The sequence below is a fragment of the Leptospira sp. GIMC2001 genome, assembly GCF_028462125.1.
GTDB lineage: Bacteria > Spirochaetota > Leptospiria > Leptospirales > Leptospiraceae.
In genome coordinates this window covers 2,586,295-2,599,892 of the sequence record NZ_CP115468.1, presented here as the reverse complement: position 1 = coordinate 2,599,892, position 13,598 = coordinate 2,586,295, and the positions used below count along the sequence as shown (strand labels likewise).

The window sequence follows — 13,598 nt, the reverse complement described above, 5'->3', positions numbered from 1 at the left end:
TGTCAATGGGGATTTGCGTATTAATCAGACAAATTTGTTAAATTTGCTTTAAAACGAGTCATTCGTTTCTTGAATTAGGGGGTTGACGTTCTTTAGCAAGATTCCGATATTATTCAATATAAAGATCTTGAGAGATTTTAATTTAAATATGACACAATCCATTAATTCTCTCCAAGAAAACATTCATCCAGCCAAGGTTTTTTTTAACACTTCTCGAGATGGCCTTGCAGGTTTTTCGATAAGCCCACCCGTTTCCACAAAGCTGGATATAGAAACTCAGATCCAAAAAATTCTAGAATCTGCTAGTATTACTTCAATAAATCCAAGTTTGGCGGCCCAATTGGGATTTGCTCAAGAAGAATCTATCTTGGACGATAGTTCTCTGGATTCTCCCAAGATTCTGAGTATTTTACTCACTATGATTCAAGATCCTGAGTATTTTCTTGGTAAGCTCATTCGATCGAATTATCATCTATCCAATGTTGAAGTGAAAATAAATAGCAATCATAAAAGTAATCAAGGTGATAGTGTTGCTTTTGATGTCTTTCTTTTATCCATTTACGCTGTTATTGAATCGGATCATTTGCAACAAATATGGTTAAGGATCAATAACATATCTGAATACAAGAAATCTTTAGATAAACATGAATCCATTGAAGAACTGAGAGAAAGGATTCACTCGGATCTAGAAATGGCTAAGGAAACTCAGAAAAATTTAGTTACTTTGGATTTTCCTGAATCTAAGTATTCTAAATTTACAACATATTTTCGTCCTTTTGAAAAGGTTGGTGGAGATATCATTCATTACCAAAAGCATGAAAATTACATCGATATTTTGTTTGGTGATGTTTCGGGTCATGGAATATCTGCGACTATGGTTTCTGGGATGGTTGTTCTATCCTTTCGTCATTCATCTAGTCTTAAGGATTCACCGGCTGATTTACTTGCGAAATTAAATATTGATCTACGGACTGTTGTTGTAAACCACCATGTATCTGCTGCCTGTGTTCGCTACTATGAGAAAGAAAGAAAATTGATCTATTCTTATGCTGGCCATCCGCCTCTTGTTATCATTCGAGATGGCAAAATCATTGAGTTAGATGGAATGAATACTCCGCTTTTAACTATCGAGAATATTGAATATTTCGAAACTGAGTTTAGTTTGAAAGTTGGGGATCGAGTTGTTTTTTATTCAGATGGCTGTTATGAAGTCTTCAATCCAAGTAATAAATATTTGGGACTTTATCCATTTTTCGAGCTATTACTAGAAGAAAATAAAATAAAAGATTCCAATCGCTATATTCAGAATTGCATACTTAGAATTCTAAATTATTCAGCCGGTGATATCCGAGACGATCTCACCATGCTTCTTCTCGATGTCACTTGATCAATACAGTATTTGGTAGAGCTTCTTTTAACTGAACTTTCGTGTCATGCTCCAGTATATTTTTCTTAAGATGAATCTGCTTGAGGTAATTCAATTTCTGAATATTCGAAGGTAAATTTTTGAAATTGGGGTTCTCGGAAAGATCCAGTATTTCAAGGGATGGCAAGCTAGAAAGAACGTCAACGTCAGCTTCCGTCAATTGAATTAGCGTTTCATCAAGGGATACAATCTTAAGATTTGGTAAATTCTTCAATTGAATAGGAACTTCAGTAATCGGATTTTTACCTAGAACTAAAGTTTCCAGGGATTGCAGTTCTCCAAATTCCTTCGGTAGATTCTTAATACTATTGCCATAAAGACTAAGTTTTTTTAGGTTTTTCAATTGACCAATCGAATCAGGTATGCTTTCAATTCCGTCATAGTTGAGGCCTATATCAATCAATTTGGGATAGTTTCCTAAAATTGTAAGCGAATCAGTGATTCTTTTATGATTCAATGATAAGGACGTTTTGTCCGGATCATCCTGGAAAATCTCAACGAGAGAGACTTCTCTAGGCGGCATACAGAAACTAGTGAGTAGAATCGCAGTGAGTGATAAGACTAGGGTTGTTTGTAATTTAAAATTCATTTTTATACTTTCTCGGTTTAGACTCTTTCAACTGTTCCAGAGTTTTTGAAATTTACCATCAGGATCATAGGTTTTCGCTTGTTTATCAATATTGAATTCTCTTGCTCGTGGATCGTTTCCTACGCCCGCAAGATATACCCAATTGCCATAATTACTCGCTGGATCATAATCGATCAATTGGCTTTCGAACCATTCGGCTCCCATTCTCCAATCGAGTTTTAAACTGTGAACAAAGAAGCTTGCTACATTCTGCCTTCCTCGGTTGGACATAAAGCCGGTTAGGAGAAGCTCTTTCATATTCGCATCAATGAATGCTACTCCCGTACATCCTGTTCGCCATTGTTCAAATTTTTCTAATTCAGACTCTGCGTTTTCTATATTTTGATAGGAATTTTCTTCCTGATTGGATTCCAATCCCGTTTTTCTTTTGTTGATGCTGCCTGATATTCCACTATGCTGAAATAATTTATATCCATGCTTTGCTGCGATCAATCGAAAATAATCTCGCCAATACAACTCAAAAATAAGCCAATAGGTGGATTCATTTTTGGTTCTTTCTTCCTCATACTTGCGAATCTGTTGGACAATAAATCGTGGAGATACGCAACCGAGAGATAACCAAGCAGAAAATTTGGAAGAATAATCTTCACCAATCATCTCATTTCGAGTTTGCTTATAGGATTTGATTCTATCTCGAATCCAGATATAATCTGTTATACGGCGAATTCCTTGAGTCTCACCACCTTGAAATTGGATTGCAGCTCGAGGATCGATCCGTACTGACTGTCCTAATTTCAATAAATCTTCAGGAATATCTCCAGTTTCAATTCCTTGAGGAATTGCTGCAGCTCGTCCGATTTTAGGAAGAGGAAGCGCTATACTGGATTTGGTTTCTATGAGTTTTCTGTATTGAGTGAAAACTTCTGGAGTATTATCCAAAGAAAAAGGCAATTCATCTAAATGAATCAATTGATCCATATTTGTGATTGAATAACTGACTTGTATTTTATCTAGAATAGTTGTGATTTCAATTTCTTCTTCTTTCTCGTAAGTGCAGGGTAGCTCTGAGAAAAATACTTTGTCGATATTGAATTCAAAGCACAATTCTGCTATGATTTTTGCTGAGTTGCCTTGCCGAATGATAAGATCGCTGCCAATCCTTTTCAGTTGTTCTCTAAGATCGTAAATAGATTCAATTAAGAACTGAGCTCGAAAAGGATTCATCCTAGGAAATTGGATATGTTTGTGATATAAATTGTATCCAGCTAAATGATCTGATAGAACAAATAAAGGTATTAAACAATCCGAATATTCGATAGCTCGAATTAGATTTTCATTGTCATGTAGTCTTAGATCATTTCGAAATAAGACTAATCCAGTTATCATTTTCGCAACCTTTTGTTTAGAGTTGCTTGATCAATTCTTTAAAGCCTGTAATCAAAGCTTCGATATCCTCTTCTTCAGTTCCGTCACCAAAAGAGATTCTTACTGCTCGAAGGGCATCTTCACTGGAATATCCCATTGCGGTTAACGCTGTAGATGCATTTCTTGCGCGAGATTTGCACGAAGAACCGGTCGAGATGATCACACCACGCTCTTCAAGCCCCATGATAAAGAAGTCCAATTCAGGAATCGGAATCAAACAAAAAATCGTATGAGAGAGCCTGGGTGAATTCTCTGCTACGATTTCACAGCCAAGGTTTTTGAGTTCTTGTTCAATTTTTTTTCTGAAATTTAGATTGCGATCCACTTTTGTTTGAAGATTTTCAAGTTTGCTTTGGGTTGCAAATTGAAAGCTGAGAATGGATGGAAGATTTTCTGTTCCTGCACGATGGCCATTTTCTTGATTCCCACCTCGCATAAATCCCCAGTCTTTTGTTTCTAGATTTTCGCGAATTCCTGTAAGACCACAGCCTGGACCTGCACCGATTTTATGTCCAGAGCAGCTGAATCCATCCACAGATTCAAAATTCATGATCATCTTACCGAAAGATTGCATGGCATCAGTTACAAAAGGTACGCTAAACTCACGAGCAAGGGCGCCAATTTCTTCCATTGGCTGAATCACGCCAGTCTCATTGCCAGCATAGATGATTCCTACAGGTAAGGGAAGATATTCCATGAGTTTACGAAGCTCATCAACGCTTACGAGTCCCGTTTTATCTGTCTTAAGTAATACAGGTTTGATTCCATGCATATTCAATGCAGAATAAAAACTCGCATGTTCAAACGGTGAAGTATACATTGCTGTAGTGTCTGGGAATTTTAATTTGAGTGCGGCAATGAGTAAGTGATTGGCTTCTGTTCCTGTTGATGAGAACACGATTCCACGCATTGGGTATCCAGAAAGATTGGAAAAATATTTTCGAGCGACCTCAATTTTGCCTTGGTTCCCAAGAGAAAATCTAGAAGCACCAGATGGATTGAAGAATTCATTTTTATACGAATCCCAAGCTCTTTCTAAAATAGAAAAGTTGGGTGGGTGGGTTGCATTGTAGTCAAAATAGTGAATTTTAGTCGGGGATTTCATCGGCTTCTTCAAATCTTCCTAATTTCCGCAGAGATGTCTTCTTGATAAATCGAAATTCACTGAGTAGACTCTTCTTATCTTCCACGGAACCAGATGAGGATCTCTCGTCAATATTTCTTAATTGTTCCTGCATCCCGTTTAAGTATGATAAACACTTAGGATAATTCTTCTCTTGGAAATAAACCTTGGCAATTCCCAATTCAAGAGCGAAGGATTCGACCAAAAGTGCAGGCAGAATTTCTGGCGGAACTTGATCTATATTTGGAATCTTACTTGCGTCACGGAATTCAAGTATCGCTTTAGCAAAGTTAGATGGTTCAGCCTTTGCAAGTCGGAGATAGATTTCTCCTCTATGATTGCGATATCTTCTGTATTCGATTGGTGAATTTTGATTCGAGACAAAAAATAGCAATCTCTCATACATTTCTAATGCCTCTCTAGGCGAAGATACATCCAATGGTTTAGAAACATTTCTCAAAGTTTTGCCGACGCTCATTACAAAATCTGATCTCGTAATTTCACTTACGTCACCATTTCGGATTTTATCCCATATTCTCAACTGGATCTGCTTGCGACTTAAAGTAGATTCCAAAGGAAGTCTTTCAGGTAGAGGTTTATAACCACGTATTCGATTCCAGATTTTTCGAAACCAGGATGGTCTCCGAATTGGATTCTCACGACCCAACTCTTCTTTAAGATATTCTTGTTCAATAAATTCTTCTGTCTGATAGACATGTGTCGTATATGCAAGCAAAATCTCTGCTTCCCGACAAGTTGCGCGAGCGACAGATTCAATTCTTAGAGGAACACGGATTTCTGGACCTGAATAGTTCAGAGCTCTTTTATAATAATCTAATGCTTCTAGAACCAGATGGTTGTATGTTTTCCAGTAGAGTTTCGGATCAAAAGTCAAAACCATTTCCCGATCATCAACATGAATTTTGCCTGTGAGCATTTCTTTTTTTTGATTCCATGTTGGGGAGTCTAAGAATGGATCGCTATGTTGTCTTTGTTTGGCATGATTGCAAACTTGTGTCATTAAATTGAGATCGATCGGTGGAAGAGTGGGTGGAGCGTCAGCTGAGATGACTTGTTTCATCTTTTCTGTGACTGAGAGACCCCTTGGTATCAAGAAAGCATCCCCTTTACCGATAAAAGACTCAGCGACATCTGGTTTATAGCCGGGTGGACTCCAGAAATATGTTATTTTTGAAAAAATCCAATCTCTCTTCCAGTAAACAATTGGGAAAGTGATTGCCCACAGGAACAGAACTAAGAGTATGTATACGATATTATCCCGAATGAGCTTCTTCAAAAAAATCCCCTTATTCCTAATTATACTATCGTATTTTTATCTATCCCCCGTCCACTTTTTCTCAATGAAAGCGGAGTCTGAGCCAGATAGTGAGAATCCTTGCAATGTTAGCAATGTCGATATCTATTTATCGCTTGCTCTTAGGCATCAATCCAAAGCATCTCAGGCAAATTTCTATCGCGATCGGGAGAAGAGTCTAGCAAGCCACCAAGACGCAGTCCAAAATTATAAGAAATATCTAAAATGCCAAGATGCAACAAAGGTAAATCTCCTTACTCATCTCAATTTAGCATCTAGCCAAATGGAATTGGGGAATTATAAGGAAGCAGAAGATGAGGCAAACCGAGCCTTAGAAAAAGATCCCAAGAATCGGGATGCAATTTTTTTCCAATCGAAACTCCTGATTCGGCAAGGTAAATTGATCCCAGCTACCGATCTATTGGAGTCAAAAATTAGTTCCTTTCCCGAAGACTCAGACTTCTTATTTCTATTGGGATCTGTAAATCGCGAATTGGGTCGTCTGAATAAATCTGTTCTTTATTTTACATCCCTTCATGATTCGATCCAAAAGCGCGAAGGCAATCCCAAATACAAAATTCACGTTTTGAAAAATTTGGCTGATTTGCATTACCAATTGCGTGAGCCGAAGAAAGCTTTATTTTTTTATCAAGCATACCTTCTCATGAATCCAAATGATTTAGATGCAAGGTTTCAAGTTGCACAAATCTACAATGTGTTAGGTGACTTTGGCGCTTCGAAAAGAATACTAGAGGAAATATTAGTCAAGAATCCATCCAATAAAGAAGTAGAGCTTCTTCTTGCTGAAATGTATTTTGTTGAATCGAGAAAAACATCCTTCACCTATTTTCAAAAGATTGAAGACGAAGACAAAATTCCCAAAAATCATCTTGTAGAAATACTTTTTGCAACAATGAAAAGAGATTGGAAAAAATCCGAACCGTTTCTAAGGGAATTTCTTCCTAATCATAATGCAAGAATTGCAGCAAGACTTGCTTGGATAGAAGTGCTTATGGCAAAGTATTCAGCTACCGATCAGATTGCGGAAATGAAATCTGTGTCGGAACTTACATATAGCATGCGACAATTTCAGCTTGCGTACAATCTGTCCAGTGATCTCAATAAAATCATTCGATCGAACGGATCTGATCCGAAAAGTCTAGCATATAACTATTGGTTTATGGCAAATTGTATGGATGAGATGGGTTACCCGAATCGAGCGATTCTTTATAGCAAACAAGCTGTAGAAATCTCTCCAGAGGGAGACGAACGAGATAAATACAAGATGCATCTAGGCCATATTCTTCTTAGCGATAAAATCAAGAGAAGTGATGAAGGACTAACAATTGCAAACGAACTGATTGCTAAGAATCCAGCCAATGGAACGGGTTGGTATCTGCAAGGTTATGCTTATTTTCAGAAAACTGATTATAAAAATGCGATCAATGCAGCTAATAAATCTTTAGAAAATGATCCTAACAACTCTGGATATTTCTTTTTTCGATCTCTAATCTATGAGAAATTGAATGATTTTACTGCGATGGAACAAGACTTGCGTAAATCAATTGAATACGCTCCAGAAAATCCAGTTCCTTATAATTATCTGGGTTTCTTATTTGCAGAGAAATCAATCAACAAAGAAGAATCTTTAAGGCTAATTCAAAAAGCTGTGGACTTAGAACCAGATAATGGTGCATACCAAGATAGTCTGGGATGGATTTATTTTCGTTTAGAAAAATTGGATGATGCGATTTTTCATCTACATCTTGCGAAGCAGATGATGGCTGATAAAGGAATGGAAGATGCTACGGTTTTTGATCATCTTGGTGATGTCTATAAAGCAAAGCAAGATATTGTGAATGCTAAAGAATATTGGAAGAAAGCAATTGCTGTATCCAAAGATCCAATCGAGATTCAGAAAATACAAAAAAAAATAACCGATTCCAAAAAGAATTCAGAGGCTTAAAGTGAAATTATTTCTATTGATTCAAATTGTTTTTCTACTTACGCATTGCGTGAGTTTATCTAGTCCTGAACCTGATTCGATTGAATTCGCGGAAGGAAGGCAGATTAACTACTACAAAATGAGTGATAAACGAAACCAGAAGTTTCTACAAGAAATAACTGGAATCCAAGATAAACACCAATCATTTATATCTTCATTTTCTCTTCGTATTGATCGTGTTCATCCTAATAAGGAAAACTTCAATGCAGACGGTAAGATTTGGTTTCTCAAAGAAACTGGACAAGTCAAGATCCAATTGATGGATAATTTTTTTGGAATGATTTTCTCGGAAGTGTTAGCAACTCCTAATCAAATCCAAGTAAAAACGGCAAAAGAAAATAAAATATTTACCCAACCTATGGATGATCTTTCTATAATGGATCCAAGCAAAGGTAAAGCGATCACAATTCCGTTTCCTGTGATCTATTATGCGATTACAGGAGCTTTTATCGAAGAATTCCAAGCAAACCCAAGTTTTTTTAGCCCAGAAGAAAGGAGAACTCTTGTTAAGAAGAATGGTGATGAGTTTGATTATTTTTTCGAGGAAGGGAGACTTCAGTCGATTGAGTGGACGTCGACTCGAAAAGGTATGAAAGCAATTTCTAAAGCTGAGGGCAAAATTTCCATCCCACCTGAATTTCTTGCGACAAAAATTGTGGAACTTGGTTCTGATAAAGAAACAGTTTTTATCCAGACAAAACTTCGATCGATTCAAAGAGTAAATCCATCACAGAGTGTATTTAAATTATAGTGGATAGCCAATGAATTTTGGCAGAATTTAATTTAGTTTGAGCATTTTAATTTTGAAACAACGTATTGTTTTTATAATATTCGCAAGTTTTTTTCTAGTTTATTCTTATTTTACAACCACAGGCGAGATTGCTGCAATTGAGCCGAGGGAACAGAAAGAAATTGTTTCCAAAAAAATTGATCCAAATGAGATCATCATTCGAACGAAGCGAGGTGTTCGTCTCAATTTCCCGAAGACAACAAAACTGCTGTTTGCTGGGGATACGATGTTCAATTGGGGAGTCAAAGAAACCATTGATCGAGATGGGTATGAATTGCCATTTGAAGAATGGAAACAGATTTTTCGACGTGCTGATTTGCGTTTTTTGAATTTAGAAACTCCGATCTTAAAAGATACAAATGTTGGAACCAAAGATAAATCTTTTGTTTTCTATGGAGCTAAGGAAGATGTGAATTTACTCAAGTTCCTCGATTTGAATGCAGTATTCTTGGGTAATAATCACTCGATGGATTTTGAACGAGATGGCCTTAGCGATACTTTAAAGTTGCTCAATGACTCAAACATTGTATCGTTAGGTGCTGGATTTACAGAAGCGCAAGCATTTGAACCAAAACTTTTTACAGCAAAAGGAAATGACTTTCTGCTTTATAGTGTAAGTGAGGTGGGAGATCGACACCTATTTGCAAGGGGGAATTCTCCAGGCATAGCATATTTCTATGAAGCAAAAATTGCATCTGAAGTTAGGAGAAATCGCGCTAGACTACGGAATATCAATCCAATATTGTCACTACACTGGGGCTGGGAATACAATCCGGAGCCTACGATTGGCCAGAGACGCTCTGCTCAGAAAATGATTGATGCAGGTTTTGGTGCCGTTGTTGGACACCACCCACATATTCCGCAAGGGATAGAAATCTATAAAGGTAAGCCGATTATCTATTCACTTGGGAATTTTATTTTTGGAAGCAAAAATAATTATCTAAACCACAATATCGTTGTTATATTGCATTATTTGAAAAATAAATTGGTAGCCTTAGAACTCATTCCATCCTTTGGAAAATTCCAGAATAGAGGACATGACTTCTATCCTTTAGATCCAATTGATGCGGAAGAGTTTCTAGAAGAGTATGCGATTCTATGTGAGAAGCTTGGAACAAAAATCCAGATTCAGGGTGGTCGTGGTTATATTTTTCTAGATAAGACAATTATGAGTAAACTATAAATCCAGAAGAATCCAAGTCCTAAGATGATAAATAAGATTCCTAACTCGATTAAGTTTGATTTGATAAAGCTTGCTATAAAAAACATAAATGATGTAAATAAGAAAATGGCAATTGCCTTAAGAAGGACGCCTTTTTCATCTAGCCAAATTCTCATTCCAATCCAAGCATTCACGGAAAATATCAAGATCCATTTAGGATAAGCTAAGAAAGCGAGATAGGCAAGAGGTTCTTCCATCTTATCAGCCGATGGAGAGTCCAGTATGGATTGGATTTGGAAGTTTTCTGCTAAGTCAAAAACAGCTGCAAAGGCAATCAATAGCGATACAATATAAGTTGGTAAATGTGAAGCAGAGTTCCTATACAAAAATCCGATCAATTGCATATAAAAAACAACATAGAGAACAATTAGAACAAGATCGTATAACAGCAATGTTTTGAATCTGTCAATATAGTCCATATATTCCTCGTTTTCTGGACCACCGATGATACCATAAATATCTGAAGGAACTGAGGCAAATTCCATAGCAATCAAAGTCGAAGAGAAACCATTGTGGTTTTCGATCACGGGATAGCTTGGTGTCTCGTAGCTCATAAAAGCAAAAAAGCACGCAAGGCAGAACCCAACAAGGGCAGTGATTAGGTGATTTTGTTTATGTTTCTCCATAACTTATCCAAGGTTCAGTAAAATGGACGGTTTGAATCTGGCAAGCTGGTTTGAAAAAATAGGTTGATAGGGTGCTAAATTTGCAGATCATGGAAAAAAACGGTTTTTCCTATCCCAATTAGGGATATACCCATAGGAGAAAAAATGAGAAACTACGAAATTACAACAGTGTACAGAACGAACGCTGTTGAAGAAACCAAAAATTCCTTCAAAGAGATATTGGCCAAGTATTCAGTGAACATTACGACTGAAGAAGAATGGGGCAATAAGAAACTATGGCATCCAGTTGATGGACAAGATCATGGTTATTACACTCTTTTCAAATGCACGGCAGAACCTGCTTCTATTGAGAAGATAGAAAACGAAGCCAAGCTCAATCAAAATATCCTAAAATCGCTGGTCATTCGTCAAAATGGCTAATGATCTCAATAAGGTAATACTTATTGGAAGACTTACAAGGGATCCTGAATATAAGAATATAAATGGGACTCCTCTTGTGAACTTTTCAATTGCGAATAACAGATCTTATTCGGTCGCAGGCAATCGTAAGGAAGAAACTCATTATTTCGACTGCGAAGCTTGGGGCAAATTAGCGGACATTATTCGACAGTATGCAACCAAAGGTAAGCAAGTTCTTGTAGAAGGAAGACTTAAGTTAGATTCCTGGGACTCACCTGAAGGCAAGAAAATGAGTAGGATTAAGATTTTTACTGAGAATCTCCAATTATTGGGCGGGTCAGCTGGAGCTGGTTCCAACCAATCAAATGCAGGTTCTGGTGGAGACTCCGGATATGGAAGTGGCAGTTCAGATTCTTCAACTGATTATGATTCATATGATCAATCAGCTACCGAAGACGACATGCCTTTTTAACAATTAAGATAAGGATTGATAATAAATGGAAGATTATAAACAAGATTCAAGACGCGATAGAAATTCTGGAATGGACGATGACGATAAGGGCGGATACAAAGGTAAAGACCCAGATTCGAAATTTGGTAGAAAGAACCCTAAGTATAAGAAAAAAGTCTGCAAATTCTGTGCTGATAAAGACATGGAAGCAGGTCTTGACTACAAACGAGTTGATATTCTAGAAAGATTTATCACTAACCGTGGTAAGATTATTCCAAGAAGAATTACAGGAACCTGTGCTAAGCACCAAAGAGTTCTTGCAAGAGAAATTAGAAAAGCAAGAAGCATCAGTCTTCTTCCGTTCAAGGTTCTGTAAGAGGTTAAATATGAAAGTAATACTACAAAAAGATGTAAGCAATCTAGGTGATGCAGGCGAACTCAAAGAAGTAGCTGATGGATATGCTAGAAATTTCTTATTTCCTAAGAAGTTAGCGATTCGTGCAAGTGATGGAAGTGCCAAAATGGCTCTTCACCAGAAAAGACTTGCTGATCTCAAGAAAGATAAAAGACAAAAAGATATGAAAGGTCTTGCAACTTCTTTGGACGGTCAAGCGATCGAGATCAAAGTGAAACAAGGTGAGAACGAGAAAATTTTTGGATCTGTTACAGCTCTAGATATTTCACAAGCTCTATCAGCTAAAGGATTCTCTGTTGACAAACGAAAAATCGACCTAGACCAACCAATCAAAGCGACTGGTGAATTCAAGATTCGATTGAAATTGTCTGAAGGTGTTCAAGCTAATATCAATCTAACTGTAGTCGGGGAAGCCTGATTTCGGATTCCGAACTCTAGGTTTAATAGGTAAAGGGAGAAGATGAACCCCAGCTCTCTCCATGAAGTAGAGACGGAGAAAGCACTTCTCGGTTCCCTTCTTATGAAGGGTACCGGGGGTAAATCTGACCTTGCCTTAAAACCTGATGATTTCTATTTAGATATCCACAAAAGAGTCTATGGTGCTATAGACGACCTAATCGCTATGGGGGTTGACATTGATCCAGTATCTGTGATCAACCTTCTCAAAGAAACTTCAAGAATCACTGATGAGACAAGAGATGTTGAATACATCATGTCCATATACCGTGATACGATTCCAACGCATTCATTAGAATATTACATTGGTCGAATTAAGCGACTTTCTGATAGGCGAAAATACAATAAAGCATTACTTGATTCTCAAGAAATTCTTCATGAAGCACCTGGTGATAATGACGCAGTTTTCTCTAGAATTGAACAAGCTCTTATGGATATATCTCGCGTGGAGAGATCTAAGGGTTTGCGTCCAGTAGAGTCCGATAGAGTTGATCTAATTGACTATGTAAAAATCCTTCTCGAAAACAAAGGTGGTATAATGGGTCTTCGGAGCCATTATACTGAGTTAGACGAAGTGACTGGTGGTTTTAAACCTCACGAATTGATTGTTCTTGCTGCACGTCCAGGTAATGGTAAAACAACTTTTGCCCTGAATATTGCTCTAAATGTTGCACTCAAAGAAAAGAAAACTGTTGCCATTTTTACAACCGAGATGAGTCGGATGGAGATGTTACTCAAAATGGTGTGCGCAGAAGCGAGAGTGGATTCAAGACTTTTGCAAAGCGGAAGCATTCCCGCCAATCAATCTAGAACGTTACTCAATGCTATAACGAATATTACATCAGCACCAATCTATATTGATGATTCGGGCAATTTTAGTATTCAAGAAATTTCCGCTCGAGTGAGACAACTCAAGACAACAGAGAATCCTGCATTGGTAATTGTAGACTATATTCAGCTTGTCAACGATCCAAAAGTGCAAGGACAAGGAAGACAAGTTGAAGTTTCTAGCGTATCAAGACATTTGAAACTTCTGACAAGAGATGCCGGTTGTCCTATTCTTGCTCTTTCTCAGATGTCTCGGGAAGTGGAGAAGAGATCCAAGGATCAGAGACCAGTTCTTTCCGACTTACGGGAGTCAGGTGCTATTGAGCAAGATGCTGATATTGTTGCGTTTATTCATAGAGAAGAAATTGTAAAGGGAGAAGAAACTCCTCCAGAAAAGCGAGGTAAGGCTGAGCTTATCATTGCAAAGAACAGAGCGGGCGCTCTCAAAACTTTTGAACTATTATTTACACCAAAATACAGCCGCTTTGATAATATAAGCGGCGAACCACAAATACAATCGTAAAGGAA

The 13,598-nt window shown here is 37.5% G+C and carries 14 protein-coding genes; 9 read left to right on the top strand and 5 right to left on the bottom strand.

The window, feature by feature from the left end; all coding sequences use genetic code 11:
- The first annotated feature begins 148 nt into the window (after positions 1-148).
- Entirely contained in the window at positions 149-1,387 is a 1,239-nt protein-coding gene (locus tag O4O04_RS13530) for a PP2C family protein-serine/threonine phosphatase (protein WP_272532285.1), read from the top strand.
- On the opposite strand, the gene O4O04_RS13525 is transcribed toward O4O04_RS13530, so the two are convergent.
- From O4O04_RS13525 to O4O04_RS13510, 4 genes are read right to left on the bottom strand one after another with little or no spacing between them, the layout of a single operon-like run.
- Positions 1,380-2,015 carry a leucine-rich repeat domain-containing protein gene (locus O4O04_RS13525; RefSeq protein ID WP_272532284.1) on the bottom strand — a complete coding sequence of 212 codons (636 nt, stop codon included), beginning with the start codon at positions 2,013-2,015 and terminating at the stop codon, positions 1,380-1,382. The genes O4O04_RS13530 and O4O04_RS13525 overlap by 8 nt on opposite strands.
- Positions 2,016-2,042: 27 nt before the next feature.
- Positions 2,043-3,401, bottom strand: coding sequence for a DASH family cryptochrome (locus O4O04_RS13520; protein WP_272532283.1), 1,359 nt, complete (start codon positions 3,399-3,401; stop codon positions 2,043-2,045).
- 16 nt (positions 3,402-3,417) lie between these two features.
- Positions 3,418-4,545 (bottom strand): cysteine desulfurase family protein, encoded by a 1,128-nt coding sequence (locus O4O04_RS13515; protein ID WP_272532282.1) that lies wholly within the window; start codon positions 4,543-4,545, stop codon positions 3,418-3,420.
- Positions 4,529-5,860 carry a hypothetical protein gene (locus O4O04_RS13510; protein WP_272532281.1) on the bottom strand — a complete coding sequence of 444 codons (1,332 nt, stop codon included), beginning with the start codon at positions 5,858-5,860 and terminating at the stop codon, positions 4,529-4,531. The genes O4O04_RS13515 and O4O04_RS13510 overlap by 17 nt, the downstream gene beginning before the upstream one ends.
- 64 nt (positions 5,861-5,924) lie before the next feature.
- On the opposite strand from O4O04_RS13510, the gene O4O04_RS13505 reads away from it, so the two are divergent.
- The 3 genes from O4O04_RS13505 to O4O04_RS13495 are packed head-to-tail and all read left to right on the top strand — an operon-like array spanning position 5,925 to position 9,856.
- The gene (locus O4O04_RS13505) at positions 5,925-7,844 is read left to right on the top strand and encodes a tetratricopeptide repeat protein (protein ID WP_272532280.1); all 1,920 of its coding nucleotides are present in this window, start codon (positions 5,925-5,927) and stop codon (positions 7,842-7,844) included.
- A 1-nt stretch (position 7,845) separates the two neighbouring features.
- Positions 7,846-8,634 (top strand): hypothetical protein, encoded by a 789-nt coding sequence (locus tag O4O04_RS13500; RefSeq protein WP_272532279.1) that lies wholly within the window; start codon positions 7,846-7,848, stop codon positions 8,632-8,634.
- A 52-nt stretch (positions 8,635-8,686) separates the two neighbouring features.
- The gene (locus O4O04_RS13495; RefSeq protein ID WP_272532278.1) at positions 8,687-9,856 is read left to right on the top strand and encodes a CapA family protein; all 1,170 of its coding nucleotides are present in this window, start codon (positions 8,687-8,689) and stop codon (positions 9,854-9,856) included.
- Here the strand turns inward: O4O04_RS13495 and O4O04_RS13490 are convergent.
- The gene (locus O4O04_RS13490; RefSeq protein ID WP_272532277.1) at positions 9,817-10,521 is read right to left on the bottom strand and encodes a hypothetical protein; all 705 of its coding nucleotides are present in this window, start codon (positions 10,519-10,521) and stop codon (positions 9,817-9,819) included. The genes O4O04_RS13495 and O4O04_RS13490 overlap by 40 nt on opposite strands.
- Before the next feature lie 144 nt (positions 10,522-10,665).
- Here O4O04_RS13490 and rpsF point away from each other — a divergent pair, with 144 nt between their 5' ends.
- The 5 genes from rpsF (at position 10,666) to dnaB (ending at position 13,593) form a co-directional block, all read left to right on the top strand.
- Positions 10,666-10,941 carry a 30S ribosomal protein S6 gene (rpsF, locus tag O4O04_RS13485; protein WP_272532276.1) on the top strand — a complete coding sequence of 92 codons (276 nt, stop codon included), beginning with the start codon at positions 10,666-10,668 and terminating at the stop codon, positions 10,939-10,941.
- Positions 10,934-11,392, top strand: a complete 459-nt coding sequence (locus tag O4O04_RS13480) for a single-stranded DNA-binding protein (RefSeq protein ID WP_272532275.1) — start codon at positions 10,934-10,936, stop codon at positions 11,390-11,392. The genes rpsF and O4O04_RS13480 overlap by 8 nt, the downstream gene beginning before the upstream one ends.
- Before the next feature lie 70 nt (positions 11,393-11,462).
- Positions 11,463-11,747 (top strand): 30S ribosomal protein S18, encoded by a 285-nt coding sequence (gene rpsR, locus O4O04_RS13475; RefSeq protein WP_272536103.1) that lies wholly within the window; start codon positions 11,463-11,465, stop codon positions 11,745-11,747.
- 10 nt (positions 11,748-11,757) lie between these two features.
- Entirely contained in the window at positions 11,758-12,204 is a 447-nt protein-coding gene (rplI, locus tag O4O04_RS13470) for a 50S ribosomal protein L9 (protein WP_272532274.1), read from the top strand.
- Between the two features lie 42 nt (positions 12,205-12,246).
- Entirely contained in the window at positions 12,247-13,593 is a 1,347-nt protein-coding gene (gene dnaB / locus O4O04_RS13465) for a replicative DNA helicase (RefSeq protein WP_272532273.1), read from the top strand.
- Positions 13,594-13,598: the final 5 nt, after the last annotated feature.

Excerpts from the sequence above, each read along its gene's own strand:
- O4O04_RS13515 (WP_272532282.1), bottom strand. The coding sequence starts at position 4,545 with ATGAAATCCCCGACTAAAATTCACTATTTTGACTACAATGCAACCCAC.
- O4O04_RS13525 (WP_272532284.1), bottom strand. The coding sequence starts at position 2,015 with ATGAATTTTAAATTACAAACAACCCTAGTCTTATCACTCACTGCGATT.
- O4O04_RS13480 (WP_272532275.1), top strand. The coding sequence starts at position 10,934 with ATGGCTAATGATCTCAATAAGGTAATACTTATTGGAAGACTTACAAGG.
- rpsR (WP_272536103.1), top strand. The coding sequence starts at position 11,463 with ATGGACGATGACGATAAGGGCGGATACAAAGGTAAAGACCCAGATTCG.
- rplI (WP_272532274.1), top strand. The coding sequence starts at position 11,758 with ATGAAAGTAATACTACAAAAAGATGTAAGCAATCTAGGTGATGCAGGC.
- dnaB (WP_272532273.1), top strand. The coding sequence starts at position 12,247 with ATGAACCCCAGCTCTCTCCATGAAGTAGAGACGGAGAAAGCACTTCTC.
- O4O04_RS13490 (WP_272532277.1), bottom strand. The coding sequence starts at position 10,521 with ATGGAGAAACATAAACAAAATCACCTAATCACTGCCCTTGTTGGGTTC.
- O4O04_RS13505 (WP_272532280.1), top strand. The coding sequence starts at position 5,925 with ATGAAAGCGGAGTCTGAGCCAGATAGTGAGAATCCTTGCAATGTTAGC.
- O4O04_RS13520 (WP_272532283.1), bottom strand. The coding sequence starts at position 3,401 with ATGATAACTGGATTAGTCTTATTTCGAAATGATCTAAGACTACATGAC.
- O4O04_RS13530 (WP_272532285.1), top strand. The coding sequence starts at position 149 with ATGACACAATCCATTAATTCTCTCCAAGAAAACATTCATCCAGCCAAG.
- rpsF (WP_272532276.1), top strand. The coding sequence starts at position 10,666 with ATGAGAAACTACGAAATTACAACAGTGTACAGAACGAACGCTGTTGAA.